Raw genomic sequence first — 25,576 nt, 5'->3', positions numbered from 1 at the left:
TCAGGCGCTCGGGAACGGCAGCTCGCGCAGCGGCTTGCCGGTGAGGCGGGCCAGCGCGTTGGCAAAGGCCGGGGCCAGCGGCGGCAGGCCCGGCTCGCCCATGCCGGTGGGCGGGTCGGCACTGGGCACCGTGTGCACGCGGATCTCGGGCATGTCGGTGATGCGGGGCACCACGTAATCGCCGAAGTTCTGCTGCTCCACCACCCCGTCCTTGAGCGTGATGGCCGCACCCGGCAGGCACATGCCCAGGCCCATCAGGGCGCCGCCCTGCACCTGGGCTTCCACCGTGCGCGGGTTGATCACCAGGTTGCAGTGCACGCCGGCCGTGACCTTGTGCAGCACCGGCTGGCCGTTCTGCATCGAAGCCTCGACCACGAAGGCCACCACCGACTCGAACGACTCGTGCACCGCCACGCCCCAGGCGCGTCCGGCGGGGAGTGCCTTCTTGCCGTAGCCGCTCTTGTCCACCGCCAGCTGCAGGGCGGCGGTGTGGCGCGGGTGCTGGCTGCCGAACAGCTTGAGGCGGTAGGCCACCGGATCCTGGTTCGTCTCGCGGGCGATCTGGTCGATCAGGGTCTCCATCACGAAGGCGGTGTGGGTGCTGCCCACGCTGCGCCACCACAGCACCGGCACGTTCACCTTGGGGTGGTGCACCGTCAGGCGCATGGGCAGCGGGTAGGGCGCCCGCATGCCTTCCACCGCGGTGGCGTCCACGCCGTTCTTGACCATGCCGGATTCGAACGGGCTGCCGGTGACGATGGACTGCCCCACGATCACATGGTCCCAGGCCAGCACCTGGCCGCTGGCGTCAAAGCCGATGCGGGCGGTGTGCAGGTGCATGGGCCGGTAGTAACCGCCCTTGATGTCGTCCTCGCGGCTCCAGACGGTGCGGATGGGCGCGCGCACCCCGGCGGCCAGGGCCGCCTTGGCGATGCCGCAGGCCTCCACCACATAGTCGCTGGTGGGAATGGCGCGGCGGCCGAAACCGCCACCGGCCGACTGCACCTGCACCTTCACCTGCTCCGGCTTGAGGCCCAGGGCTGCCGCAGCGGCCATGCCGTCCAGACCCGGCATCTGCGAGCCCATCCACAGCGTGGCGGCCTTGCCGTCGAAATCCACCGTGCAGTTCAGCGGCTCCATGGGTGCATGGGCCAGATAGGGGAACACGAATTCCGCCTCGATGGTCTTCGGGGCCTTGGCCAGCGGCGCCATGTCGGCGTCGAAATGCTTCGCGCCGGGCTGCTTCGCCAGTTCGCGGTACTGGGCCAGCTGGCGCCGGGTGTCGACCTTCTCGACCTGGCTGGTGTCCCAATCGAGCTTGAGCGCCTCGCGTGCAGTGCGGGCAGGCCAGTAGCCGTCGGCCACGATGGCCACGCCCTCGGCGCCCCGGTCCAGCGGCACGCGCAGCACGGCCTTCACGCCCTTGACGGCGCGGGCCGCGGCATCGTCGACCGACTTCAGTCGTGCGCCGAACACCGGGGGGCGGGCCACCACGGCGGTGAGCTGGCCCGGACGGGCCATGTCGATGCCGAAGCTCTGGCGCCCGCTGCTCTTGGCCGCTGCGTCCAGCCGGCCGGTGGGCTGGCCGATCAGGCGGAACTGCTTCGGGTCCTTGAGGGTGACGCTGGCCGGCACCGGCAGGGCCATGGCGGCCTGGGCCAGTTCGCCGTAACCGGCGCGGCGGCCACCGGGGCCGATGACCACACCGGCCTGGGTGCGCAGGCGGGCTGCGTCCACACCCCAGCGGGCTGCGGCAGCCTGCACCAGCATGGCGCGGGTGCGGGCGCCGAGTTCACGGTACTGGGTGAAGCTGTTCTTGATGGAGTTGGAGCCGCCGGTGAGGTGCAGGCCCCACAGCGGATCGGCGTAGGCCGCGTCGTTGGTGCCCAGCTGGCTGCGCACGCGCGACCAGTCGGCATCCAGTTCATCGGCCAGGATCATGGGCAGGGCGGTCTGGATGCCCTGGCCGAACTCCAGCCGGTTGACGGTGATGGTGACGGTGCCGTCCGGGGCGATGGCCACGAAGGCGCCGGGCTGCTGCACCGGCTTGAGGCCGGGGGCTACCGCAGGCGCGCCCTGGCTGTGCGCGGCCATGGGGTACAGGCCAAGGGCAAAGCCGCTGGCCGCGGTCATCTTGAGGAAAGCGCGGCGCGGCAGTTCGGCCCCCGGCGTGCGGGTGTCGTCGGACTGGCGGGCCAGCAGGTGCTGCAGACCCTGGGGCAGTTCGTGCAAGGAGGCGGTGAGCATGGTCGGTCCTCCTTCAGGTCAGGGCCTTGGCGGCATCGGCCACGGCCGCCCGGATGCGGGCGTAGGTGCCGCAACGGCACACATTGCCGGCCATGGCCGAGTCGATGTCGGCAGCGCTGGGCTGCTGGCCTTTGGGCAGCGATTTCAGGAACGCGGTGGCGCTCATGATCTGGCCGCTCTGGCAATAGCCGCACTGGGCCACGTCGTGCTTGATCCAGGCGTCGCGCACCGCGCGGCCGACCGGATCGTCGCTGGTCACGGATTCGATGGTGGTGATGTTCCGGCCCTCGACGCTGGCAATCGGCGTGACGCACGAGCGGATGGCCTGGCCGTCCACGTGCACCGTGCAGGCGCCGCACAGGGCTGCACCGCAGCCGAACTTGGTGCCGGTCAGGCCCAGCGTGTCGCGCAGGGCCCAGAGCACCGGGGTGGAGGGATCGATGTCGACCTGCTGGGTGCGGCCGTTGACATTCAGAGTGGTCATGCTTGCTCCTGGAAGAGGTCGGCAGTGTCGGGTGCCCGGGGTGGTCGGCGGTAGCCTGAACCTGCGCGATGTTTGCCCAATCCTGTGACCATACTGCAGGATCGGGTCAGCGTCGTTAGCATCCGCGTCATCCCCTCAAGCGCCCGACCATGCCCGACCCGACCGACCCCCTGCGGGATGCCCGATCCTCCCTGGCCCGGCGGATCCTTCACCGCGCCGAACCTGGCCAGCTCTTGCGTCCGCCGACCCTGCCCGGCCTGATGCTGATCCGCCAGGACCAGGCGCTGCTGGACAACTGCGCGGTGTACGAACCCTGCGTGGCCCTCATCGTGCAGGGCCGCAAGCGGGTGCTGCTGGGCGACGAGACGCTCGACTACGGGGAAGACCGTTACCTGATTGCTTCCATGGACCTGCCGGTGCGCACCGCCGTGCTGGAGGCCAGTCCCGACCGCCCCTACCTCGGCCTGGCCCTGCGGCTGGACTGGCGGGAGCTGGCTTCGCTCATGCTGGAGGTGCCCGCGCCGCCGCCGGGGCGTAAGGCGGTGCCGCCCGACAGCCGGGCCATGACGACCGGTGCCCTGTCGGCGTCGCTGCTGCAGGCCTTCGACCGTCTGCTGGACCTGCTCGATCACCCCGACGACATTCCGGCCCTGGCGCCCTTGATCCTGCGCGAGATCCACTACCGCCTGCTCACCGGCGAGGCCGGGGCCCGGCTGCGGCAGATCGCCACGGTGGACACCCAGAGCCACCAGGTGGCGCGGGCCATTGCCCGCCTCAATGCGCAGTTCCATCAGCCGTTGCGGATCGAAGAACTGGCCCGCGAGGCCGGCATGGGCCAGTCCACCTTCCACCACCACTTCAAGCAGCTCACCGCCATGACGCCGCTGCAGTACCAGAAGCAGCTGCGCCTGAACGAAGCGCGCCGGCTCATGCTGTCGCAGCGGCTCGATGCGTCCACCGCCGCATTCCGCGTGGGGTACGAGAGCCCGTCCCAGTTCAGCCGCGAGTACCGCCGCCTGTTCGGCGTGCCACCCTCGCGCGACGTGGCGGGGCTGCGCTCGGCGGCCGAACCGCTGGCGGCCTGATCAGGCCACCGCAGCGGGGATCCAGCTCAGCAGGCGGTCGCGCACGTTGGCCGGTGTGTCCAGGTGGCCGCCGCCCACCTCCACATACTGCGAGCGCGGATGGCTCGGCAGCTTGTCCACGAAGTAGGCCCGGATGCCCTTGAACAGCGGGTCGGACTCGCCGATGGCGGTGAACACCGGCACGCTGGCCGGCACCCGGGGCGCGGTCACGCCCATGTCGGCGTCCGACTCCGGGTCGAACCAGGTCAGGTACCTGCGCGCGGTGGTCACCACCGGCATGCGCCGCCCCTGGTTGATGTCGGCAAAGCGTTCCACGCTGTCGCCCTTGCCGGCGGCCACCAGCGCACGCGCTTCGTCCACGCTGTCGCGCACCGCCTTGAGGGCCGGCACCGTGTAGTAGCCGCGCGGCACATGGCCCGGTGCCAGCAGCACCAGTGCGTGCACCGTGCCGCCGCGCGCCGCGAAACCCATCGAGGCCGGCACGCCCATGCTGTGGCCGGCCAGCACGATGCGCTCGGCCCCCTGGTCCTGCAGGGTTCTGACATGGGTGCCGATCTCCTGCATGGCGCCGTCCCAGTCGCCTTCGAGGTAGCGGGTGCGCGACCACGGCATGTCGGGGAACAGCACCTTCCAGCCGGCCGCCTCGAAGGCGGTCTTCAGCCCCCCCATGCCGGGGTCCTGGTTGCTGCCCGGGTTCTTGCCGTGCAGCAGCAGCACGCCGATCTTCGGAGTCGTCGGCTGGGCCAGGCCCGGAAAAGCGAATGCGCCCAGGGCGGAGCCCGTGAGCGCATGCAGGAAGGCATGGAACTGGCGGCGTCGCATGGTGGTCTCCTCGCCGGCATCTGCGGCCGGTCGGACCATTATGGCGACGCCGCCGGCCGCGTCAGCGCACGTTGGCGCAGTTGGCGTAGAAGGTGGTGGTGGCCGGCCAGTCGGAGAACACGCCGATCACGCCGATCTCCTTGGCCAGCACGTCGAGCACCCGGTACACATCGCCTTCGCGCCGGATGGCGCTGTCGAAGGTCTGGAAGTAGAAGCCGTTGTTGCCGTCGGCCAGCACGCCCGAGCGCTCCAGGGTCCAGGTGATGATGTCCAGGCCGGCGGCGCGTGCGTGGCGGGCATAGGCCGACGGCACGATGCGGCCGTTGCCGTCGGTGCTGAGCAGGGCGAAGGTGGGCGGCGCCACGATGCGGATGCCCTGGGCCTTGTACTCGCGCAGCTGCTGGGCGGTGGGCAGATCGGCCACCGTGTTGGCGTCGTCCAGGAACACGGCCTGACGGCCGAAGTCGGGCGTGTTGCGCACCCAGTACAGCACGTCGCGCTGGTCGAACGACTGCGGCCACACATGGCTCGGATGCACGCCGGCCTGCCGGTACTCGTCGATCAGCTTCTGGGCGTAGGCCTCCTGGGTGAAGCCGTTGAACGGCATGGGCACCACCGGGCTCTTGAGCTCGGGCGTCATCTTCACGCCCAGTTTCTTGAACAGCTCGATGCTTTCCTTGTGGGTCAGCAGGGTGCCGCTGGTGGGGCCGGCGTACAGGTCGGTGCGCCAGTTGGCGGTGCCGCCCAGGTACTCCTGCACGTTGCGGGCGCGCGGGTTGAAGGCATCCATCTTGCCGCGCAGGGTCTTGAACTCGGCCAGGGTGATGTCGCTGGTGCGGCATTCGGCGCTGGCGGCCCGGGTCAGCTGGCCGTCCGGCCCGAAGGTGGCCGGGGTGAAGGGCGTGGTGCACTTGGCGGCCAGCGGCGTGGCCAGGATGTTGGTGGTGGTGTGCAGGTCGTTCTGCGCGTGGCGGCAGACCAGCTCCTGGTCCTGCGTGAAGGCCACGTCGCACTCCAGGATGCCGGCGCCCATGCGGGCGGCTGCCACATACGACTCCACCGTGTGCTCGGGGAACTGCAGCGGTGCGCCGCGGTGGCCGATGGAGAAGTCGCTGGGCTTGAAGCGGCCGTTGCGGGCGCATTGCTGCAGTTGCTGCTTGAGCGGGCTTTCGGCCATGTCGTCGGCCAGGAAGAATGGGCGCGGGCCCAGATCGACCCGGTTCGGGCGCTCGATGCCGCGCAGGTCGCGGTCGTGGCGGTGGTGGTTGCGCGGGCCATCGGCCATGGCGCTGGTGCCGAGCGTCAGCAGGGCAAGGGCAGCAAGAAGTGAACGCATGGAGACCTCGTGAGCAAAGGGCTGTAGGGGTGTGGCGCAGGCGGGACCTGCGCATCCATGCTGGTGGGGGCGTGTGGAAGTGCTGTGGCAGCTCCGTGGCAGTTCCGTGGCAGTCGGACGTGTCGGCGCCGGTGGTTCAGTTCATGGCCCGCTGGCCGGCATCACCCTGCTGCAGCCGCTCGATGTGTCGCGCCCAGTGGGGCGCCAGTTCCTTCACCTCGAAAGCCCAGGGGCCGGCGGGCCGGGGTTCGAACAGCAGCAGCGGATTGCGGGCCGGGCAGGGCGGCCGGGCATGCAGGCCGTGTGCCGGCGGTTCGTTGGTCTGACCCCAGATCATGAGTCGCTCCTGTGTGGGCATGAACGTGACATGCCTGCACTATCGGCCGTCTCCCCGCCGGACTTGACCCTGCAGCAGCCGCGAGATGTCCAGCGCGGCCGCCTGCAGGGCCGGCAGCATGAGCCGGCGCATCTGGGTGGCGCTGTGGCGGCTCGCATGGCCCGACACGTTGAGCGCGGCCACGGGGCGCCCGCTGCCGTCGCGCACCGCCACGGCCATGGAGATCAGGCCGTCTTCGAGCTCCTGGTCCACCAGCGCCCATCCCTGATCGCGCGCCTTGCGCACTTCGGCCAGCAGGGCCCCCACCCCGGTCACGGTGTGGCGGGTGCGCGGCGTCCTCTCGCTGATCTGCAGGCGCTGGCGCACGGCGACTTCGTCCAGACCGGCGAGCAACACCCGGCCCATGGACGTGCAGAACGCCGGCAGGCGTGAGCCCACACCCAGGTTCACCGACAGGATCTGGTGCGTGTGCACCCGCATCACGTAGACGATGTCGGTGCCGTCCAGCACGGCGGCCGAGCACGATTCGCCGAGCTGCTCCGACAGCCGCTCCATCACCGGACCGGCCAGGTGCCACAGCGGCATGGAAGACAGGTAGGCCATGCCCAGTTCGAGGATGCGTGGCGTCAGGCGGAACAGCTTGCCGTCGCTCTCCACGTAGCCCAGCGTCTGCAGCGTGAGCAGGATGCGGCGTGCGCCGGCGCGGGTGAGTCCGCTGCGTTCGGCCACGCTGCTGAGCGTCTGTTCCGGGGCCTCGGCATTGAACGAGCGGATGACGCCCAGCCCGCGTGCGAAGGACTGCACATAGCCGTCGCCCGGCACAGGGGCGTCGGCCGATCGGGTGGCGGTCTGGGCCATGGGAAGACTCCGGCGTAAAATTCAAATGACGAACATTTGTTCGATATTAGAACAAACGGAGACAGCCCTTGATCAACAAGATCGCCCCGTCCGTCGAGGCCGCCCTGGCCGGCACGCCCGACGGCGCCACCGTGCTCATCGGTGGCTTCGGCACCGCCGGCATACCGGACGAACTCATCGACGGCCTGATCGCCCAGGGTGCGCGCGACCTCACCGTGGTCAACAACAACGCCGGCAACGGCGACCATGGCCTGGCTGCGCTGCTCGCCACCGGCCGCGTGCGCAAGGTGATCTGCAGCTTCCCGCGCCAGGCCGACAGCCACGTGTTCGACGGTCTCTACCGCAGCGGCCAGATCGAACTCGAACTGGTGCCCCAGGGCAACCTGGCCGAGCGGCTGCGCGCAGCCGGTGCCGGCATCGGCGCCTTCTTCACGCCCACCGGTTATGGCACCGAGCTGGCGCGCAACCCCGATGGCACGCCAAAGGAAACCCGGGTCATCAACGGCCGGCCCCATGTGCTGGAGTACCCGATCCATGGCGACCTGGCCCTGATCAAGGCCGAGCGCGGCGACCGCTGGGGCAACCTGACCTACCGCAAGGCCGCGCGCAACTTCGGGCCGGTCATGGCCACCGCCGCGCGCCGCACCGTGGCCAGCGTGTTCGAGGTGGTCGACCTGGGCGCACTCGACCCGGAGGCGGTCATCACCCCGGGCATCCATGTGAGTGCGGTGGTGCAGGTGCCCCGCACCGCCACCCGCGCCGGTGGCCTGAAGGAGGCCGCATGAGCGAACCCCGATACCCGCGCCGCAGCAAGGACGAACTGGCCCGCCGCGTCGCGCAGGACATTCCCGACGGCGCTTATGTCAACCTCGGCATCGGCCAGCCCACGCTGGTGGCCAACCACATCCCGGCCGGCCGCGAGGTGGTGCTGCACAGCGAGAACGGCATCCTGGGTGTCGGTCCGGCACCGGCGACCGGCGCCGAGGACTACGACCTGATCAACGCCGGCAAACAGCCGGTGACACTGCTGCCCGGCGGCGCGTTCTTTCACCATGCCGACAGCTTCGCCATGATGCGCGGCGGCCATCTGGACATCTGTGTGCTGGGTGCCTTCCAGGTGTCGGCCACCGGCGATCTGGCCAACTGGAGCACCGGCGAGCCCGGCAGCATTCCCGCCGTGGGCGGTGCCATGGACCTGGCCACCGGCGCCCGCCAGACCTGGGTCATGATGGACCTGCTCACCCGCCAGGGCCAGAGCAAGGTCGTGGCGACCTGCACCTACCCGCTCACCGGCATCGCCTGCGTCAAGCGCATCTACACCGACCTGGCCACGCTGGCCTGCACGCCCGAGGGCCTGCGGCTGATCGACACCGTCGAAGGCCTGTCCCGCGCGGAACTCGAACAGCTCGTCGGTCTGCCGATCATCGGCTGACCCTCCCACCCGACCCGACCTGAACCCCACCACGGAGACCCCATGACCCAAGCCTTCATCTGCGACGCCATCCGCACCCCTTTCGGCCGCTACGGCGGCGCGCTGTCCAGCGTGCGCACCGACGACCTGGGCGCCATCCCCATCCGTGCACTGATGGAGCGCAACCCCGGCGTCGACTGGGCTGCCGTGACCGATGTGCTCTATGGCTGCGCCAACCAGGCCGGCGAGGACAACCGCAACGTGGCCCACATGGCCAGCCTGCTGGCCGGACTGCCCATCGACGTGCCGGGCGCCACCATCAACCGCCTGTGCGGCTCGGGTCTGGACGCCGTGGGCACGGCGGCCCGGGCCATCCGTGCCGGTGAGGCCGGGCTGATGATCGCCGGCGGCGTGGAGAGCATGAGCCGCGCGCCCTTCGTCATGCCCAAGGCCGAGTCCGCCTTCAGCCGCAGCAACGCGGTCTACGACACCACCATCGGCTGGCGCTTCGTCAACAAGCTGATGAAGGAGAAATACGGCGTGGACTCCATGCCGGAAACCGCCGAGAACGTGGCCACCGACCATGGCATCGAACGGGAGGCCCAGGACCGCATGGCCCTGGCCAGCCAGATGAAGGCGGTGGCGGCCCAGAAGGCCGGCCACCTGGCGCGCGAGATCGTGCCGGTGAGCATCCCGCAGAAGAAGGGCGATCCGCTGCTGGTGAGCGCCGACGAGCACCCGCGCGAAACCAGCCTGGAGGCGCTGGCCCGACTCAAGGGCGTGGTGCGGCCCGACGGCACCGTGACCGCCGGCAACGCCAGCGGTGTGAACGATGGCGCCTGCGCCCTGCTGCTCGCCGACGAGGCCAGCGCCGCGAAGAACGGTCTGACCCCCCGGGCACGGGTGGTCGGCATGGCCACGGCCGGGGTGGCCCCGCGCGTGATGGGCATCGGCCCGGCACCGGCCACCCAGAAGCTCATGGCCCAGACCGGTCTGAGCCTGGCGCAGATGGACGTGATCGAACTCAACGAGGCCTTCGCGGCCCAGGGCCTGGCGGTGCTGAGGATGCTGGGCCTGGCAGACGACGACGAGCGCGTGAACGCCTGGGGCGGCGCGATTGCCCTGGGTCATCCCCTGGGCGCCAGCGGCGCACGCCTGGTCACCACGGCGGTCAACCGCCTGCATGCCACCGGCGGCCGTTACGCCCTGTGCACCATGTGCATCGGCGTGGGACAGGGCATTGCGCTGGTCGTCGAGCGGGTCTGAAGCGGGCCGGCGTCGGGCCGGCGCCACGCCGGTAGGACTTCGGTACGCACTTTCTCACGGCCGTGCGGCGGGATCTTGTGGTGGGCATGCATACCCGCCCGGGTAGCTTTATGCTTTGCTGTCCGCAGAACGCCCGCCATGAATCCAGCCGACCCGAACCGCCCGCCCTTCAAGATCCTCATCATCGACGACGAGCCCAGCATCGTGCACGTGCTGGCCCGCACGTTGCTCGGGATGGGGATGCTGCGCTTTGCGGTGCGCGGCGAGGACGCCCTTCGCGTGCTGTCGGAAGACCCCCAGGACCTGGTGCTGACCGACGCCGACATGCCGGACATCTCCGGCTTCGAGATCATCGAGCGCATGCGCCAGGACCCGCGCATGGCCCGCACCCCGGTGATCATGATCACCGGGCATTCCGCGCCCCAGATCCGCGAACACGCGCAGGAGCTCGGGGTGTCCGAGTTCATGGTCAAGCCGATCGACCGGGACCTGCTCAAGGCCACCGTGCAGCGCCTGCTGGGGGTCGCGCCGGTGGTCCCCGAGCCGGCACCGCCCTTGCAGACGCCGGCCCAGACCGCCGCCTCCGCGCCGGCATCGCCGCCCGGCACCGGCACTGCCGAGCGGTCCGCAGCGCCCAGCGGTGTGGCGTCCAGCGGTGTGGCGTCCATGCTGCTCGACCGGGTCGCCAGCATCCTGGAAGACATCGATGCCCTGCGGGCCGGACCTGCCCAGCCCGATCCGCAGCGCCTGGCGGCGTCGCTCGCACACATCGAGGACGCCTGCGGCGAAATGACCCGGCTCATCATCCAGCTCAACGACCATCAGGACCGCGCCGGCTGACCCCAGCCGGTGACCGGATCGACAGAGGCCAGCAGGTGGTGGAGCCGGACCGCCGGGACCGGCGGATTGAGCACCTGCACCTGCTGCCATCGGGCCTCGCGGGCGGTGGGCAACGAGGTGTCGGCCGTGATCAGGATGACCGGCAGATCGGGCCGCGTGGCCCGGCGAACCGATTCCATGAAGTCCCGGGTGGCATCGGTCGGCACGGGCAGTGCCGTCAGGATGACCACATCCGGTCCTGCGTCCGGCCGAGGCCAGGCCGCGGACCGTATCACCGTGCAGCCCCAGCCCTCCAGAAGGGGACCCAGCCATTCCCATTGCGTGGCCTCGGCCTTCACCAGCACCCGGCAGGGCAATGCCGACAGGCGGAACGCAGGCTGCACCTCGCCCGCCACGGCCGGTGGCTGCGGGGCCGGTGCGGGCTCCGGGCCATGGATGTCGAGGGCCAGTGGCACGTCGATGCTGAAACAGGAGCCGCGCCCCACGGTCGAGCGCAGCGTCACCTTCAGTCCCAGCATGCGGGCGCAGCTGCGCACGATGGCCAGACCCAGGCCGACCCCGTTGCGGCTGTCGTTGTCCGGCTCGATCCGGTAGAACTCCCGGAACACCGCGTCGTGTTGCTCCGGAGGAATGCCGATGCCGGTGTCCCACACCTGCAGGCGCAGCCAGCGGCCCCTGGGGCGGCAGGTCAGCAGCACGCCGCCCTGGTGCGTGTACTGCAACGCGTTGACCACCAGGTTGGAGAGCATCCGCTCCAGCAAGGCCGGATCGCTCATCACCACCGCCTCCGTCGACGCCACGCTGTACCGCAACCCTTTCATCCGCGCCGTGGCGCGGTGGGTCAGCCGCAGCCGAACCAGGACCGGTTCGAGACCGAATGCCTGCAGATTGGGCGTCATCTGGGGCGACTCCAGCCGCGACAGGGCCAGCACCGAATCGAGCAGCGACTCCATCGATGCCAGCGACTGCGCCATCGGCTCCAGCAGGGCGGCGATCCGGGCCGGGTCGGTCTGCCGTCGCAGCTCCTGCACGAACAGTCCCAGGGCGTGCATCGGCTGCCGCAGGTCGTGGCTGATGGCCGCCATGAACCTCGCCTTGGACTGATTGGCCCGCTCGGCCTTGAGTTTCTGGGTCACCAGCTGCGCACGCCGCTGGGCCCAATGGTCCAGCCGATGGTTCCGGTCGAGATCCCCGAACACACCGATCATCCGCTCGGGCTGCCCGGACGCACCCAGCATGGGTTGACGCACCACACTCACAGGCCAGCAGGATCCGTCCCGCCGGATGAGCTGCAGACGCTGGCTGCCTGCTTCTGACCAGCGGCTGCGCAGGTTCATCGACGCCGGCGCGACCAGATCATCCAGATGCCGTCCGGACAGCGCGGAAGCGGGCCAGCCCAGTGCATCGGCCAGCGCCGGCGAGACCTCCAGCACCGCGCCGTCCGGCAGCCACGTCATCAGCAGCGGTGAGAGCTGGCTCGGGGGTCTTCGGCGACCGGTGCGGTCGGCCCATTCGACGGCCGAGTCGAGCAGGCGAAGCAGTCCCGACCCTTGCAGATCGGACATCCGGACCGTCCTGAACACACCGATGCCCACCAGACAGGCGTCGTGATCGCTGTCGCATTCCTGAACCAGCAGGATGACGGGCAGGATCGCGGAGACGCCCTCCAGCCAGTCACGAAGGCCCCCGAGCCCGCTCGGGAGGTGGCTGCGGTCGATCAGCACCACCCAGGGCGTCTGTTCCTTCATCAGGTCCAGTGCCTGGTCCAGGCTGTAGGCCGCCCTGGATCGCCATGTGTGGTGGGGGAGCCGTTCTTCCAGGGCCTGCATGCGCTGGCGGGTGCTGCTCACCAGCAGCACCTCGGGTTGAGCGCGATCGACACCTTGCTTCGGCATGGACTTCAGTCGCGGCAATGGGTCTTGCATGAATGCGTTCCGTCTGCTGGTCGGTTGAAGTCATCCAGCCATCAGCGGTGATGAAATAATTCAATAATCTACAATTTACATTGGCATTCGATGAAAAAATAATCCAAAGGTAATATTTCGTGAGAATGTCTGATCGCAAGACGGATGACGCGTGCAGCGGACAAGAGGCAGCGGCAGCCTCGGTCAACGCCGCCATGCCTGAGCGCCTGATCGAGGGTCAGCCGCTCAAGGTCCTCGTGATCGACGATCACCAGCTCATCCGTGAAGGCCTGAAGCTGACGCTGGCCCGGCTGGATCCGCTGGCCATCGTGCTGGAGGCCGAATCGCTGCCCCGGGCGGTGGATGTGTTCCGCTGCCATGACGACATCGACCTGGTCCTGCTGGACCTGTGCATGCCGGGCAGTTATTCAGGACAGACGATGGATGCCTTTGTCGGGGCGTGCCCGTCGTCCCGTGTGGTGGTCATTTCGGCGACCTGCGACAGCCATACCGTTCAAGCCACCTTGCGCAAGGGCGCGCTGGGCTTCATTCCGAAGCTCACCGACACCCGATCCCTGGTGCAGGCGCTGCGGTTCGTGCTGGAGGGGGGCATCTATGTGCCGCTGGAGGCCCTGTCCACCGGACTGGCGACCCGGCCGGAGCCGCCGGTGTTCACCGGGTACTTCTCCCGCTCGGACGTGCCGGCACTGACGCAGCGCCAGATGGATGTGCTGCGGGAGTTGCTGGAGGGCAAGAGCAACAAGCAGATCTGCCGCGACCTCAACATGGCCATGGGCACCGTGAAGAGCCACCTGGCCAGCATCTTTGCGGCGTTGCGGGTCAGCAGCAGGACGGAAGCGATTGCAGCCGCGGAGCGCATGGGCTGGCGCACCCGGCTGCAGCAGGTCATGTGACGGGACCCTCGGTGTGCGGCGCGCAGGTTGGTGCGCCGCGCGCAGGTTCAGCTCATCTTCTGCAGCAGGGCCTTCATCAGGCTTGTGTACACGGTCCTGGTGGAGGGTGACGACATGACCGAGCCGGTGGCCGACGAGACCCGGTCCATCCTGGACGGGCACATCATCCTCTCGCGGGCGCTGGGGGAGGCCAACCACTACCCGGCCATCGACGTGCTCGCCTCCGCCTCGCGCGTGATGCATGCCCTGGTGCCGCGCGGGCACCGGCTCGCCGCCGGGCGGGTGCGCGAACTGCTGGCCCGCTACCGCGATGTGGAGCTGCTGCTCAAGGTGGGCGAATACCAGCGCGGCAGCGATCCGACCACCGATCTGGCCATCGACCGCCGCGAAGCCATCCTGCAGTTCCTGCGGCAGGACATGGACGAGATCAGCGACTTCGACGAGACGGTGCAGGCGCTGATGGACCTGGCCGACTGAGGCCGAAGACCCCCGCGTTCCTGAGCCGAATTGGCCCTGGGCCATACCGGTCAGCGAGGTCTGGGTATGCTGCAACGCAATATGGATGTTGCAGGTCTCTCGAACGAGCGTCCGCTGCTGCTGGCAGGCCCGGTGCTGCGGCGCGTGCAGTCGCACCGGCTGGTGATGTGGCTGGCCACCCGCGATCCGGTCCGCGTGCGGCTGCGGCTGGGGGGGTGCGTGGTGCCGGGTGGCTCCGTGCAGGTCCTGCAGGCCGGCGCCCATCTGTTCCATCACCTGATCGATGCCCAGCTGTCCGAGCCGCTGACACCTGGCGCGTGGACGCCCTACACGCTGGAGGTGGAAGACGCCGCCGCCCCCGAAGGCTGGCGCGATCTGCTGGCCGCCGATCCGGCGTTGTGCTACCCCGGTCACACCAGCCCCGGACTGCGCTGGGAACCCCGCGTGGCCTCGCTGCTGCACGGTTCCTGCCGCAAGCCGCACCACCGGACCGCGCAGGGTGATCCTGCGGGCGACGGCCTGGCCGAAGCCGACCGTCTGCTGGCGGACGATGCCACCACCGCCTGGCCCAGTGCCCTGGTGCTGAGCGGCGACCAGATCTATGCCGACGACGTGGCCGGTCCCATGCTGCGCGCCATCCACCAGCTCGCGCAGCAGCTGGGTCTGCCGGACGAGGCGCTGCCGGGCGTCGGCCCCGAGGGCCCGGCCACGGCCCATGCCCTGGTGGACCATCCCATGGGCTACTACCGGCGCGAACAGCTGCTGCCCCGGCAGGCCATCAAGTCGGGCCTGAAGGACATCCTGTTCGGCGGCGTGGCCAAGCCGGTGTTCACCACCGACAACGCCCACAACCACCTGATCTCGCTGGCCGAGGTGCTGTGCATGTACCTGCTGGTGTGGTCGCCGGTGCCCTGGCAGGGTCTGGACCTGTCGCCGCCACCCGGCCTGACACCCCGGCAGACGCAGCGCTACGAACGCGAGGCGCAGGCCCTGGCCGATTTCGTGCAGGGCCTGCCGGCCGTGCGCCGCGCCATGGCCCACCTGCCGGTGGCCATGATCTTCGACGACCACGACATCACCGACGACTGGAACCTGAGTGCCGAGTGGGAGACCCTGGCCTATGGCCACCCGTTCTCGCGCCGTGTCATCGGCAACGCGCTGCTGGGCTACCTGCTGCACCAGGGCTGGGGCAACCGGCCCGAGGCGTTCCGGGACGCGCTGCCGCAGCTGGCCGCGGCGTTGCAGCAGCCGGGATCGGAGGCGCACGATGCCGCCATCACCCACCTGCTGCATTTCCATCAGTGGCATTACGTGTGGCCCACCGAGCCGGCCCTGGTGGTGCTCGACAGCCGCACCCACCGCTGGCGTTCCGACCTGTCCTCGCGCCAGCCCTCGGGGCTGCTGGACTGGGAGTCGCTCACCGACCTGCAGCAGACCCTGCTGGATCGCGAGGCGGTGCTGCTGGTGTCCTCGGCGCCGATCTTCGGCGTCAAGCTGATCGAGACCATCCAGCACCTGTTCAGCTGGGTCGGCCGCCCGCTGGTGGTGGACGCCGAGAACTGGATGGGCCACCCCGGGGCGGCCAGCGCCATCCTCAACATCTTCCGCCACCCGCGCACGCCGCAGCACTTCGTGGTGCTCTCGGGCGATGTGCATTACTCGTTCGTGTACGACGTCAAGCTGCGCCGCCGCACCCGGCTGCGCACCGGGGCGCGCAGCCCGGACATCTGGCAGATCTGCAGCAGCGGCCTGCGCAACACCTTCCCGGCCGGTCTGCTGGCGGTGCTGGACCATGGCAACCGCTGGCTGTATTCGCCGCGCTCGCCGCTGAACTGGTTCACCCGCCGCCGTCACCTGCGGGTGGTGCCGCGCAAGCCCGAGGGCCTGCCCAGCGGACGGCGGCTGCTCGATGCCAGCGGCATCGGTCTGGTGGAGCTCGACGTCGACGGCCGGCCCTGGCGCATCCGCAGCCTGCTGACCGACGGGCGTGACGTGGCCTATGTGCCCCGGGAGGCCGAGGCGCGCTGGGACTGAGCTGTACCTCGCTCGAGGTCCTGTCGCAGATAGCCCAGCAGGGCGCGGTTGCGGCCCACACGCAGACGGTCCGGCGTGGTGAGTGCGGTGATCAGCGTGCCGAACTTGGTGTGCGGCACCCAGTCGGTCAGCACCGGGCGCAGACGGCCATCGTCCAGGGCGTCCTGGCACAGGTAGCTGGGCATCAGCGCAATGCCCAGGCCGGCCAGCGCGGCGTCCACCACCGCCTCCGGGTTGTCCACGTGGTAACGGCTGCTCACCCGCACCTGCACCGGTGGCGACGGGTCACCGGCGCGGGCCAGCATCCAGGCCTCGTCGGACGATTCGCGCCAGTAGGCCAGACAGGTGTGCTGGCGCAGCTCCTGCGGCGTGGTCGGCAGGCCGGCGTCGGCCAGGTAACCGGGGGTGGCTGCCAGCACCCAGTCGATGCGGGCCACCGGGGTGCAGACGAACTCCGGCGCCGGTGCGGTCGACCAGCGCAATGCGATGTCGATGCGCTCGAAGGCCAGGTCCATGATGCGATCGGCGAGCTGCAGGTCGATCTCGACGCCCGGGTATTCCTTGAGGAAGCAGGGCAGGCGCTTGGCCAGCACCCGCTGGCCCCACGACACCGGCGCGGTCAGGCGGATGCGCCCGCTCATCTCCGAACGGAGGGCCCGCACCTCTTCTTCGCCGGCCTGCAGTTCGGCCAGGGCGCGGCGCGCATGCGCGGCGTACACCTCGCCGGCCGGGGTCAGCACGATGCGCCGCGTGCTGCGGGCGAACAGCGTGGCGCCCAGGGCCTCCTCGAGCTGGGCCACCCGTTTGCTCACCACGCTCTTGCCCACGCCGAGTTCATCGGCGGCATGGCTGACGCTCAGGCCGTCGACCACCTGCAGGAAGGTGGCCAGCATGTCGCGGGAGATGGTCATGGGGCGGCGGAGATTGTTTCCGGATCGGACACAAAACGTTCGCATTCGAGCAGATGCTCCCCGGGGTGTCCATCCCTAGACTCCCCCATCGGCGGCACAGACCGCCCGGACAGCCGACCAACCTACGGAGACCAACAGCATGAAGATCTACGCCGACCCGATCACGGTCAATTGTCGCAAGGTGCTCGCAGGCCTGGACCTGATGGGGGCGCCCTACGAGCTCCACCTTGTGGACTATTTCAAGGGCGAACAGAAGAGCGACGCGTACACCGCCATCAACCCCAACCAGTCCATTCCCGCCATGGTCGACGGCGATCTGGTGCTGTGGGAGTCCAACGCCATCCTGCAATACGCCGCCGACAAGAACGGTGTCAGCTCGGCCTACCCGACCGACCTCAAGACCCGTGCCGACATCAACCGCTGGCTGCTGTGGGAATCGTCCAGCTGGTTCCCGAGCTGCTATGTGTACCTGGTCGAGAACTGTGTGAAGCCGCTGCTTGGCGGTGCTGCCGACCCGGCCGTGCTGGCGGCCCAGGACGCCCAGTTCCACAAGCTCGCCGGCATCCTCGATGCCCGCCTGAACGGCCGCCAGTGGATCGTCACCGACAAGCCCACCATCGCCGACATCGCGCTGGCCTCGCCCATGCACCTGCATGGCTGGCAGCGTCTGCCGCTGGACCCGCACCCGCACCTGCGCCGCTGGCTGTTCGAGAGCGTCGAGCGCCTGCCGAGCTGGGACAAGACCTGGGTCGGCGAAGGCTTCACCACCCAGCGCGTCCAGAAGCAGGCCGCCTGATCCCCGACCGCACCGACCGCCGTGCCTTGATGCCCATGACCCCCACACGTTCCGTCCGCGCCACGCTCAACTACACGGTCGACAACGGCCGGCCGCCCGATTACTACTTCTACGAGCCCGATCCCGGTGTGGAGCTCAATCCGCCCGGGACCGACCTGAAGGAGGTGGACATCCATGACGGCTGGCCCGAGGTCCACCAGCTCTCCGCCGACCGCGAAGGCTTCGAGCTGCACGACTTCGGCGCCGAGTTCCAGCAGTTCGACGACGACGCTGCCATCAAGTCCCGCTTCTATGACCAGGTCATCGACTTCGTGAAGCGCCACACCGGCGCGCGCCGCGTGGTGGTGTTCGATCACACCATCCGCAAGCGGCTGCCGGCGGACCTGAAGGCCCAGACCACGGTGCAGCGCCCGGCCGTGCTGCTGGTGCACAGCGACTACACCGTCCACAGCGGCCCGCAGCGGGTGCGGGACATCCTGCCCGATGAGGCCGACGCCCTGCTGCAGCGCCGGGTGGCCTTCTTCAATGTGTGGAAGCCGCTGCGCGAGCGGGTCGAGGAACTGCCGCTGGCCATGTGCGACGCCCGCACCCACGATGACGCCGACATGCTGCGCATGGACCTCAAGTACCGCGAACGCACCGGCGAGATCTACGTGATGCGGCATTCGCCGCGGCACCGCTGGCTCTATTTCCCGCGCATGGAGGCCCACCAGGCGCTGCTGCTCAAGACCTACGACTCCGAGACCGACGGCCGCGCCCGCTTCATGGGGCACACCGCGTTCGAGGATCCCACCACGCCCCCCGGTGCACCCAAGCGCGAGAGCATCGAGGTGCGCACCATGGCCTTCTTCTGAGGTTCGCCTCAGTCGGGCTTCGGCCCGTCCAGACCCGGCAGGGCCTGCAGCGCCTCCGCCTCGGTGCGGTAGGTGCGCAGGCCCTGTCCGTCGTCCAGGTGGCCGGCGGCGCGCAGCAGCTGTTCCACCGGCAGCTTGATGCCCACCAGATGCAGCGTGATGCCGCGTTGCGCCAGCGCGTGCCGCAACCGGCCGAAGGCCTCGGCACCGGTCACGTCGGTCCAGTTCACCGGGTGGGCGATCCACATCACATGGCGGGTGTCGGGATGCGCCTCCAGGTGCTCGGCCACGGTGCGCTCGAAGCCCGCGGCGGTGGCGAAGTCGAGCGCGGCATCCATGCGCAGGGCATACAGGTGCGGCGCCAGGGCCGGCAGCTGCCACAGGTGGCGGTCGCGCAGGCTGCCGTCCGGGTGCAGGCCGACTTCGATGATGCGCGGATGCAGCCGCAGGTACAGGAAGTGGCTGAGCGACATCAGCACGCCCGCCAGCACGCCCCAGTACAGGGCCGGAGCTGCCGCCAGCGTGACCAGCAGCGTGGTGCCGGCAATCAGCGCCTCGACCCGCGACAGCCGCCACAGCCGCACGAAGGACACCGGCCGGATCAGACCCACGATGGCCACCAGCACGATGGCGGCCAGCACCGGGCGCGGCACATGGTGCAGCACCGGCGTGAACAGCAGCAGGGCCAGCCCCACCACCGCCACCGACACCACCGTGGCCCAGCCGGTGCGGGCACCGGCGTACAGGTTGAGTGCCGAGCGCGAGAAGGAGGAGCTGGTGGGAAAGGCGCCGCTGAAACCCGCCACCAGCTTGGCCAGACCCTGGCCGATCAGGTCCTGGTCCTGGTCCCAGCGGGTGTTGCGACCGGCGCTGTCCACCTGGGCACTGGAGGCGGTCTCCAGAAAGCTCACCAGCGTGATCACCAGCACCGGCAGCACCAGCTGCCCCAGCGCCGACCAGCCCGGCCAGCCCGGCCACACCAGCGCCGGCAGGCCCTCGGGCAGGCTGCCCACCACCGCCCCGCCGGAGGCCTCGAAGCCGGTGAACCGGCTGATGCCGGCGCTGGCCACCACCACCAGCAGCACCACCGGAAAGGTCGGGCGCCAGCGCCGGGCCAGCCACAGCAATGCCACGCTGCCCAGGCCGAAGGCCACCGAGGGCGCATGCCATCGCGTGGCCTGAAGGTCGGCCAGCAGGCCATGCCAGGACGACCACCCCAGCAGCGGCGGCACCTGGGAGGCCACGATCAGCAGCGCCGCCGCCTGGGTGAACGCCATGAGCACCGGCGAGTTCACCAGATTGAGCAGCCAGCCGAACCGCACCAGGCCCAGCACCACCTGCAGCGCGCCGCACAGCAGGGCCAGCCACGCCGCCAGCATCACCCACTGCGCACTGCCGGCCGATGCCAGCGGGGCCAGCGAAGCCGCCACCAGCAGGCTGGTCAGGGCGGTCGGCCCCACCGACAGCCGGGGCGATGCGCCGAACAGCACCGCCGCCAGGGCCGGCAGCAGCGAGGCATAGATCCCGGCCACCAGCGGCATGCCGGCCAGGGCGGCATAGGCCACGCCCTGCGGCACGATCATCAGACCCACCGTGAGGCCAGCCAGCAGTTCGCCCCGCAGCAGCGCGCGGTCAGGACGTGGCCAGTTCAGGAAGGGCAGGGCCCGGCGCCAGCGTCCGGTGGAGCTCACCGCGCCTGCCCTCGGCGGATCATCACCGCCACCAGCGTGACCACCGTCAGGGGCGCGACGAAGCCCATGAGCACGGCCGAGAAGGCGCCCAGCGCGGCATGCTGCTGCGCGGCCAGGATCAGCCAGGCCACGTAGGCCGCGTAATAGGCGAGGAACACCGCGCCTTCCCAGCGGGCGATCTCGCGTCCGGTCAGGAACACCGGCAGGCAGGCCAGCGCGGTGGCCAGCATGACCCACATGTCCAGCGCCAGCAGGGACGACGGAACGCCCAGCCCGGCAGGGCTGACCACCGACGCGATGCCCAGGCAGCCCAGGATGTTGAAGGTGTTGCTGCCCACCACATTGCCCACCGCGATGTCGCGCTCGCCCTTGATGGCCGCCATGATGGAGGTGGCCACCTCGGGCATGGAGGTGCCGGCCGCCACGATGGTCAGGCCGATCACCAGGTCGCTCACGCCCAGGGCCTTGGCAAAGGCGATCGAGGCGGTCACCAGGGCTTCCGAACCCAGCACCAGCAGGCCCAGGCCCACGGCGATCAGCAGCAGCTGCACCGGCAGCCTGGCGTCCCAGGCACCGCTGGCGGCGGGCTGCACCTCGGCCGCGTATTCGTCCCGGGCGGCCTGGCTCTCGCGCCGCGACTGCACGATCAGGAAGGCGGTGTAAGCCACCATCAGGCCGCACAGCAGCAGCCCGTCCATGAAACCGATGCGCCCATCGAGGCAGACCAGCAGCAGGATGATCGAGGCCCCGATCATGATCGGCACCTCCTGGCGGATGAGCTGGATGTTCACCACCAGCGGCGTGATCAGTGCGGAAACGCCAAGGATGAACAGCACGTTGAAGATGTTGCTGCCCACCACGTTGCCCAGCGCCAGATCGGTCTGGCCATCCAGTGCGGCACCCACCGACACCGCCACCTCGGGCGAACTGGTGCCGAAGGCCACGATGGTCAGACCCACCACCAGCGGCGAGATGCCGAACGACAGCGCCAGCCTGGAGGCACCGCGCACCAGCAGTTCGGCCCCGGCGATGAGACCGACGAGACCAGCAAGAAACAGCAGGATGTTCATGTCCGATGAAGATTGACACGCCTGGGTGGCGCAGGTGACAGCATAGTCGCGCGGACCGACCGGCAGCCCGGCCAGGGCAGGGATTTGGGCCCCTGGCCCGGGCCGGGATTGGCCCCGGCATCGGCATGGATCGGGCCGACAATGGCTTGTTCCCTTGAACCCTTTCCCGGCGGTCATCCGGCCGGTGCCCTGGCGCACCGCGATGCCGGCCCTTGCTGACAGCCCCTGCCCCGACCCGCGCGGAACGCAGGGCCCCCATGCTGCACATCGGGCCACCCGACCCGCCACGTCCACAACCAACGCCGGCCTGTGCCGGGCCCGCCACGCCGCCGAGCCGCTGCGTGGTCGGGGCCCATGGTCCGTCCGGCGCCACGGGAGGTCTGCATGCAACTCTTCATTTCGGCCGGTCTGATCCTGGCCATCGTCCTGTGGGGCGTCCTGGCCCCGGCCTCGCTGGGGGCGGTGTTCGACACCGCCCTGGCCCACATCACCCGCGACTTCGGCTGGCTCTATCTGTGGGTGGTGCTGGGCCTGGTGGTGGTGGCGCTGGCACTGGCCTTCGGCCGCTACGGACACCTCAGGCTCGGGCAGGACGACGACGAGCCCGAGTTCTCGGTGGGTGCCTGGTTCGCCATGCTGTTTGCCGCCGGCATGGGCATCGGCCTGGTGTTCTGGGGGGTGGCGGAGCCGGTCTCGCACTACCTGGCCCCCCCGCCGGGCCTCACCGCCGGCACGCCCGAGGCGGCCAACGCCGCCATGCGCTACAGCTTCTTCCACTGGGGGCTGCACCCGTGGGCGGTGTACAGCGTGGTCGCACTGGCGATGGCCTTCTTCCAGTTCCGCCGGGGCGGGGCAGCGCTGGTCAGCACCGCCGTGGCCTCCCTGCCCTGGGCGCCGCTGCGGCGGCTGGCGCCGGCGGCCAACGTGCTGGCGGTGATCGCCACCGCCTTCGGCGTCTCGGCCTCGCTGGGCATGGGCGCCCTGCAGATCAACAGCGGTCTGGCGGCGGTGGCCGGCGTGCCGGTGAGCACCACGGCGCAGGTGGTCATCGTTGCGGTGACCACGGCGCTGTTCCTGGCGTCCGCGCTGTCCGGGCTGGGGCGCGGCATCAAGTGGCTCTCCAGCGCCAATCTGGTCATGGCGGGCCTGCTGGCACTGGCGGTGTTCGTGCTCGGGCCCACCGTGGCCATCATCGACACCTTCACCACCACGCTGGGCAGCTATGCCAGCGAACTGGTGCGCATGAGCCTGCGCATGACGCCGTTCCGCGACAGCGGCTGGGTGGGCGGCTGGACCGTCTTCTACTGGGCCTGGTGGCTGAGCTGGTCGCCGTTCGTGGGCCTGTTCATCGCCCGCATCTCGCGCGGCCGCACCATCCGCGAGTTCGTGCTGGGCACGGTGCTGGTGCCCACGCTGGCGGCCTTCGTGTGGTTCTCGGTGTTCGGCGGCACGGCCCTGCACCTGGAGATCCTGCAGGGCGTCCCCATGGCCGAGGCGGTGCAGGCCGATGTGGCCGGTGCCCTGTTCGCCCTGTTCGATGCCTTGCCGGCCGGCACGCTGATGGCCGCTGTGGCGACCGTGCTGGTGCTGGTGTTCTTCGTGACCTCCGGCGACTCGGCGGTGCTGGTGCTGGGCACCATGAGCACGGGCGGCCAGGCCGATCCGTCGGCGCGGGTCAAGGTGGTCTGGGGTCTGCTGGTGGCGGGCATCGCGGTGGCGCTGCTGCTGACCGGCGGCGTGAAGGCCGTGCAGACCGCCACCATCGTGTTCGCCCTGCCATTTGCCGGTGTGGTGGTGCTGATGGCGGTCGCGCTGTGGCGCGCCGTGCAGGAGGACGGCGCCGCCGAGGCGCGCCGCGAGCAGATCCTGCGAAGGCGCCTGCGCGAGCAGCTGGACCGGCCGGCCGCCTGAGGCGGTCTGGGACAATCCGGCCTGCATGACCGACCACCCTTCCACCCGATCCGCCGCGTCCGACGCTCCCGCCGTTTCCGTGGAAGGCCCGCTGGCCCGCGAAGCCCTGGCGCTGGCCGCCTTCGACCATGTGGTCTCGCGTGCCAGCGGCTTTCGGCCGCGGGATGGTCAGCGGCAGATGGCGGCCTTCATCGCCAGCACGCTCTCGGGCGTGCGGCTGGGGGACGAGTCCATCAGCGGTGACGCGGCCCTGCCCGACCGGGGCATCGCCGTGGTGCAGGCCGGGACTGGCGTGGGCAAGTCGGCCGCCTATGCCGCCACCGTCATCCCGCTGGCCCTGGCCCAGGGGCGTCGGGTGGTGATCTCCACCGCCACCGTGGCGCTGCAGGAGCAGCTCATCCACAAGGACCTGCCGGCCCTGGCCGGTCTGCTGCCGCAGCCGTTCGCCTTTGCGCTGGCCAAGGGCCGGGGTCGTTATGTGTGCCGACTCAAGCTCGACCAGCTCGGTGGGGGCGACCCGGCCCATGCCGACCTGTTCGGCACCGAAGACGGCCTGTCGCAGGCCACCGCCGACACCTGGCAGGAGCGGGGTCGCCAGTACCAGCAGTGGAGCCAGGCGCTCGACCAGGGCGACTGGGACGGCGACCGCGACCGGCTGGACGACCCGCCCGAACCCGGCCTGTGGGGCCCGGTGGCGGCGGAGCGCCACACCTGCACCGCCCGCCACTGCCCGGCCTACAACAGCTGCAGCTACTACCAGGCGCGCCAGCGGCTGGCCCAGGCCCAGGTGATCGTGGTCAACCACGACCTGCTGCTCTCCACCCTGGGGCTGCACGCCCTGCCGGCCCCGCAGGACTGCTACCTGGTGCTCGACGAAGCGCACCACCTGGGGTCGATCGCGCAGGGCCAGTTCACGGCCCAGGTCGACCTCATGCGCACCAGCTGGCTCGACCGCCTGCCCCGCGCCTTCGACGAAGTGGCCAGCGCCATCTCGCACCACCCCGCCGACGACGTGGCGGTGCGCGCCCGTGAGCTCAAGGCCGCCATGGGCGAACTGGCCCGGCTGGCCATGGTCCGGGTGGGCGGCATGCCGGGCTGGGGCGAGCGCCGTCCCGATGCGCCAGCGGCGGTCGACCGGTTCGAGGGCGGCGTGCTGCCCGAAGGCTGGGACGAAGTGGTGGGCACCATCGCCGCGCACGCCACCGCCTTGCTGAAGGTGGCGGAATCGCTGGCCACCCAGCTCAAGGCCCTGGCGCGCGAGGAGCCGTCCGAGGCCTCCCGCTGCGCCCAGCTCTACAGCCGCATCGGGGGCTTTGCCCCGCGCCTGCAGCATGCGCAGGAAACCGCCGACCTGTGGCTGCAGACCGCCGCCGACGGTCAGCCCCCCTTGGCCAAGTGGCTGGAAGCCGGGGTGCAGCACGGGCTGGTCACGCTCACCGCCCATGCCTGCCCGCTGCAGCCGGGCCATCTGCTGCGCAGTCACCTGTGGCGCCATGTGCGCGGTGCGGTGGTGACCTCGGCCTCGCTCACCACCTGCGGCGGCTTCGAGCATTTCCTGCACGAGTCCGGCCTGGCCTGGGACGACGCGGTGGCCACCTGCCAGGTGCAGAGCCCGTTCGACCATGCCCGCCAGGGCCGGCTGGTGGTGGTGCAGACCCGTGCCGATCCCAAGGACGTGGACGCCTACACCCGCGAGATGCTCGAAGCCCTGATGACCGACCTGCAGCAGGTGCGCCGGGGTGCGCTGGTGCTGTTCACCTCGCGGGCCCAGATGGCCCAGGCCCGGCTGCTGCTGGAGCGCGGCGAGCACCGCGACCTGCGTGACGCGGTGCTGGTGCAGGGGGATGCCTCGCGCACCGCCCTGCTGCGCCGCCATGCGCAGCGGGTGGCCGACGGCGAGGCCTCCATCCTGTTCGGCCTGCAGTCCTTCGGCGAGGGCCTGGACCTGCCCGGCGAGCTGTGCGAGTGGGTGTTCATCACCAAGCTGCCGTTCGCCTCGCCGGCCGATCCGGTGGGGCAGGCCCGGGCCGACTGGCTGCGCAGCCAGGGCCGCGACCCGTTCAGCGAGCTGGTGGTGCCGGCCACCGGCGCCCGGCTGCTGCAGTGGACCGGCAGGGCCTTGCGCAGCGAGACCGACGAGGCGGTGGTCGTTTGCTACGATGCCCGGCTGTTGCGCCAGAGCTACGGCCGGCGCATGCTGCAGGGCCTGCCGCCCTACCGGCTGCAGCGCCGCAGCGGCGGGGTCACCACCGACGTCTGAGTCACCCCGGTCGGGGCGGCGCGGAACCAATGCGCAGCGCCCGCCTCCATCCCCGCATCCTCAACCCA

General features: G+C 70.1%; 21 protein-coding genes and 1 pseudogene. 12 read left to right on the top strand and 10 right to left on the bottom strand.

The window, feature by feature from the left end; translation table 11 throughout:
• Together CAP38_RS00840 and CAP38_RS00835 are read right to left on the bottom strand one after the other, a co-directional pair.
• Window positions 1-2,247 carry a xanthine dehydrogenase family protein molybdopterin-binding subunit gene (locus tag CAP38_RS00840; RefSeq protein ID WP_086119003.1) on the bottom strand — a complete coding sequence of 749 codons (2,247 nt, stop codon included), beginning with the start codon at window positions 2,245-2,247 and terminating at the stop codon, window positions 1-3.
• 13 nt (window positions 2,248-2,260) lie between these two features.
• Complete coding sequence (locus CAP38_RS00835; protein WP_086119002.1) at window positions 2,261-2,731, bottom strand: (2Fe-2S)-binding protein; 471 nt, start codon at window positions 2,729-2,731, stop codon at window positions 2,261-2,263.
• Between the two features lie 233 nt (window positions 2,732-2,964).
• On the opposite strand from CAP38_RS00835, the gene CAP38_RS00830 reads away from it, so the two are divergent.
• Window positions 2,965-3,816 (top strand): AraC family transcriptional regulator, encoded by an 852-nt coding sequence (locus CAP38_RS00830; protein WP_218776542.1) that lies wholly within the window; start codon window positions 2,965-2,967, stop codon window positions 3,814-3,816.
• Here the strand turns inward: CAP38_RS00830 and CAP38_RS00825 are convergent, their stop codons facing one another.
• The 4 genes from CAP38_RS00825 to CAP38_RS00810 form a co-directional block, all read right to left on the bottom strand.
• On the bottom strand, window positions 3,817-4,638 hold the full coding sequence (locus CAP38_RS00825) for an alpha/beta fold hydrolase (protein WP_256924166.1): 822 nt from the start codon (window positions 4,636-4,638) through the stop codon (window positions 3,817-3,819).
• A 61-nt stretch (window positions 4,639-4,699) separates the two neighbouring features.
• On the bottom strand, window positions 4,700-5,974 hold the full coding sequence (locus tag CAP38_RS00820) for a glycerophosphodiester phosphodiesterase family protein (protein ID WP_086118999.1): 1,275 nt from the start codon (window positions 5,972-5,974) through the stop codon (window positions 4,700-4,702).
• Window positions 5,975-6,110: 136 nt separating this feature from the next.
• On the bottom strand, window positions 6,111-6,311 hold the full coding sequence (locus tag CAP38_RS00815) for a hypothetical protein (protein ID WP_086118998.1): 201 nt from the start codon (window positions 6,309-6,311) through the stop codon (window positions 6,111-6,113).
• Between the two features lie 39 nt (window positions 6,312-6,350).
• The gene (locus tag CAP38_RS00810) at window positions 6,351-7,169 is read right to left on the bottom strand and encodes an IclR family transcriptional regulator C-terminal domain-containing protein (RefSeq protein ID WP_086118997.1); all 819 of its coding nucleotides are present in this window, start codon (window positions 7,167-7,169) and stop codon (window positions 6,351-6,353) included.
• 68 nt (window positions 7,170-7,237) lie between these two features.
• Here CAP38_RS00810 and CAP38_RS00805 point away from each other — a divergent pair, with 68 nt between their 5' ends.
• The 4 genes from CAP38_RS00805 (at window position 7,238) to CAP38_RS00790 (ending at window position 10,686) form a co-directional block, all read left to right on the top strand.
• Complete coding sequence (locus tag CAP38_RS00805) at window positions 7,238-7,954, top strand: 3-oxoacid CoA-transferase subunit A (protein ID WP_086118996.1); 717 nt, start codon at window positions 7,238-7,240, stop codon at window positions 7,952-7,954.
• The gene (locus CAP38_RS00800) at window positions 7,951-8,601 is read left to right on the top strand and encodes a 3-oxoacid CoA-transferase subunit B (protein ID WP_086118995.1); all 651 of its coding nucleotides are present in this window, start codon (window positions 7,951-7,953) and stop codon (window positions 8,599-8,601) included. Before CAP38_RS00805 ends, CAP38_RS00800 begins: the two co-directional genes overlap by 4 nt.
• A gap of 42 nt (window positions 8,602-8,643) precedes the next feature.
• Entirely contained in the window at window positions 8,644-9,846 is a 1,203-nt protein-coding gene (gene pcaF, locus CAP38_RS00795) for a 3-oxoadipyl-CoA thiolase (protein WP_086118994.1), read from the top strand.
• A gap of 138 nt (window positions 9,847-9,984) precedes the next feature.
• Entirely contained in the window at window positions 9,985-10,686 is a 702-nt protein-coding gene (locus CAP38_RS00790) for a response regulator (protein WP_086118993.1), read from the top strand.
• Here the strand turns inward: CAP38_RS00790 and CAP38_RS00785 are convergent.
• The gene (locus CAP38_RS00785; protein ID WP_179188413.1) at window positions 10,668-12,581 is read right to left on the bottom strand and encodes a HAMP domain-containing sensor histidine kinase; all 1,914 of its coding nucleotides are present in this window, start codon (window positions 12,579-12,581) and stop codon (window positions 10,668-10,670) included. The two genes, CAP38_RS00790 and CAP38_RS00785, sit on opposite strands and share 19 nt — an antisense overlap.
• A 224-nt stretch (window positions 12,582-12,805) precedes the next feature.
• Between CAP38_RS00785 and CAP38_RS00780 the strand changes: the two genes are divergently transcribed.
• From CAP38_RS00780 to CAP38_RS00770, 3 genes and pseudogenes are all read left to right on the top strand, one after another.
• Window positions 12,806-13,504, top strand: a complete 699-nt coding sequence (locus CAP38_RS00780; RefSeq protein WP_179188412.1) for a response regulator transcription factor — start codon at window positions 12,806-12,808, stop codon at window positions 13,502-13,504.
• Between the two features lie 75 nt (window positions 13,505-13,579).
• A pseudogene (locus tag CAP38_RS00775) lies at window positions 13,580-13,981 on the top strand (EscN/YscN/HrcN family type III secretion system ATPase); the annotation flags it as partial.
• An 81-nt stretch (window positions 13,982-14,062) separates the two neighbouring features.
• Entirely contained in the window at window positions 14,063-16,015 is a 1,953-nt protein-coding gene (locus tag CAP38_RS00770) for an alkaline phosphatase D family protein (protein ID WP_086119696.1), read from the top strand.
• Here CAP38_RS00770 and CAP38_RS00765 read toward each other — a convergent pair.
• Complete coding sequence (locus tag CAP38_RS00765; RefSeq protein WP_179188411.1) at window positions 15,979-16,926, bottom strand: LysR family transcriptional regulator; 948 nt, start codon at window positions 16,924-16,926, stop codon at window positions 15,979-15,981. The genes CAP38_RS00770 and CAP38_RS00765 overlap by 37 nt on opposite strands.
• Window positions 16,927-17,065: 139 nt before the next feature.
• Between CAP38_RS00765 and CAP38_RS00760 the strand changes: the two genes are divergently transcribed.
• Both CAP38_RS00760 and CAP38_RS00755 read left to right on the top strand, forming a co-directional pair.
• Window positions 17,066-17,722 carry a glutathione S-transferase family protein gene (locus tag CAP38_RS00760; RefSeq protein ID WP_086118989.1) on the top strand — a complete coding sequence of 219 codons (657 nt, stop codon included), beginning with the start codon at window positions 17,066-17,068 and terminating at the stop codon, window positions 17,720-17,722.
• Between the two features lie 35 nt (window positions 17,723-17,757).
• Window positions 17,758-18,576, top strand: a complete 819-nt coding sequence (locus CAP38_RS00755) for a CmcJ/NvfI family oxidoreductase (protein ID WP_218776541.1) — start codon at window positions 17,758-17,760, stop codon at window positions 18,574-18,576.
• A gap of 8 nt (window positions 18,577-18,584) precedes the next feature.
• Here the strand turns inward: CAP38_RS00755 and CAP38_RS00750 are convergent, their stop codons facing one another.
• Window positions 18,585-20,267 (bottom strand): SulP family inorganic anion transporter, encoded by a 1,683-nt coding sequence (locus CAP38_RS00750; RefSeq protein WP_086118988.1) that lies wholly within the window; start codon window positions 20,265-20,267, stop codon window positions 18,585-18,587.
• Window positions 20,264-21,337 (bottom strand): calcium/sodium antiporter, encoded by a 1,074-nt coding sequence (locus CAP38_RS00745; protein WP_086118987.1) that lies wholly within the window; start codon window positions 21,335-21,337, stop codon window positions 20,264-20,266. Before CAP38_RS00745 ends, CAP38_RS00750 begins: the two co-directional genes overlap by 4 nt.
• Window positions 21,338-21,721: 384 nt before the next feature.
• On the opposite strand from CAP38_RS00745, the gene CAP38_RS00740 reads away from it, so the two are divergent.
• Window positions 21,722-23,248, top strand: coding sequence for a BCCT family transporter (locus CAP38_RS00740; RefSeq protein WP_086118986.1), 1,527 nt, complete (start codon window positions 21,722-21,724; stop codon window positions 23,246-23,248).
• Between the two features lie 25 nt (window positions 23,249-23,273).
• The gene (dinG, locus tag CAP38_RS00735) at window positions 23,274-25,508 is read left to right on the top strand and encodes an ATP-dependent DNA helicase DinG (protein WP_086118985.1); all 2,235 of its coding nucleotides are present in this window, start codon (window positions 23,274-23,276) and stop codon (window positions 25,506-25,508) included.
• Window positions 25,509-25,576 lie beyond the last annotated feature (68 nt).

Source organism: Hydrogenophaga sp. IBVHS2 (genome assembly GCF_002127215.1).
Taxonomy (GTDB): Bacteria; Pseudomonadota; Gammaproteobacteria; order Burkholderiales; family Burkholderiaceae_C; genus Hydrogenophaga.
Note: the sequence above shows the minus strand (reverse complement) of the source record. Positions and strands in the feature narration are given on the sequence as shown.

What these genes read in the sequence shown, in the direction of transcription:
- CAP38_RS00800 (WP_086118995.1), top strand. Translation starts at nt 7,951, where the DNA reads ATGAGCGAACCCCGATACCCGCGCCGCAGCAAGGACGAACTGGCCCGC.
- CAP38_RS00820 (WP_086118999.1), bottom strand. Translation starts at nt 5,974, where the DNA reads ATGCGTTCACTTCTTGCTGCCCTTGCCCTGCTGACGCTCGGCACCAGC.
- CAP38_RS00745 (WP_086118987.1), bottom strand. Translation starts at nt 21,337, where the DNA reads ATGAACATCCTGCTGTTTCTTGCTGGTCTCGTCGGTCTCATCGCCGGG.
- CAP38_RS00765 (WP_179188411.1), bottom strand. Translation starts at nt 16,926, where the DNA reads ATGACCATCTCCCGCGACATGCTGGCCACCTTCCTGCAGGTGGTCGAC.
- CAP38_RS00790 (WP_086118993.1), top strand. Translation starts at nt 9,985, where the DNA reads ATGAATCCAGCCGACCCGAACCGCCCGCCCTTCAAGATCCTCATCATC.
- CAP38_RS00770 (WP_086119696.1), top strand. Translation starts at nt 14,063, where the DNA reads ATGGATGTTGCAGGTCTCTCGAACGAGCGTCCGCTGCTGCTGGCAGGC.
- CAP38_RS00815 (WP_086118998.1), bottom strand. Translation starts at nt 6,311, where the DNA reads ATGATCTGGGGTCAGACCAACGAACCGCCGGCACACGGCCTGCATGCC.
- CAP38_RS00785 (WP_179188413.1), bottom strand. Translation starts at nt 12,581, where the DNA reads ATGCCGAAGCAAGGTGTCGATCGCGCTCAACCCGAGGTGCTGCTGGTG.
- CAP38_RS00840 (WP_086119003.1), bottom strand. Translation starts at nt 2,247, where the DNA reads ATGCTCACCGCCTCCTTGCACGAACTGCCCCAGGGTCTGCAGCACCTG.
- CAP38_RS00760 (WP_086118989.1), top strand. Translation starts at nt 17,066, where the DNA reads ATGAAGATCTACGCCGACCCGATCACGGTCAATTGTCGCAAGGTGCTC.
- CAP38_RS00780 (WP_179188412.1), top strand. Translation starts at nt 12,806, where the DNA reads ATGCCTGAGCGCCTGATCGAGGGTCAGCCGCTCAAGGTCCTCGTGATC.
- CAP38_RS00825 (WP_256924166.1), bottom strand. Translation starts at nt 4,638, where the DNA reads ATGCGACGCCGCCAGTTCCATGCCTTCCTGCATGCGCTCACGGGCTCC.
- dinG (WP_086118985.1), top strand. Translation starts at nt 23,274, where the DNA reads ATGACCGACCACCCTTCCACCCGATCCGCCGCGTCCGACGCTCCCGCC.
- CAP38_RS00835 (WP_086119002.1), bottom strand. Translation starts at nt 2,731, where the DNA reads ATGACCACTCTGAATGTCAACGGCCGCACCCAGCAGGTCGACATCGAT.
- CAP38_RS00755 (WP_218776541.1), top strand. Translation starts at nt 17,758, where the DNA reads ATGACCCCCACACGTTCCGTCCGCGCCACGCTCAACTACACGGTCGAC.
- pcaF (WP_086118994.1), top strand. Translation starts at nt 8,644, where the DNA reads ATGACCCAAGCCTTCATCTGCGACGCCATCCGCACCCCTTTCGGCCGC.
- CAP38_RS00810 (WP_086118997.1), bottom strand. Translation starts at nt 7,169, where the DNA reads ATGGCCCAGACCGCCACCCGATCGGCCGACGCCCCTGTGCCGGGCGAC.
- CAP38_RS00740 (WP_086118986.1), top strand. Translation starts at nt 21,722, where the DNA reads ATGCAACTCTTCATTTCGGCCGGTCTGATCCTGGCCATCGTCCTGTGG.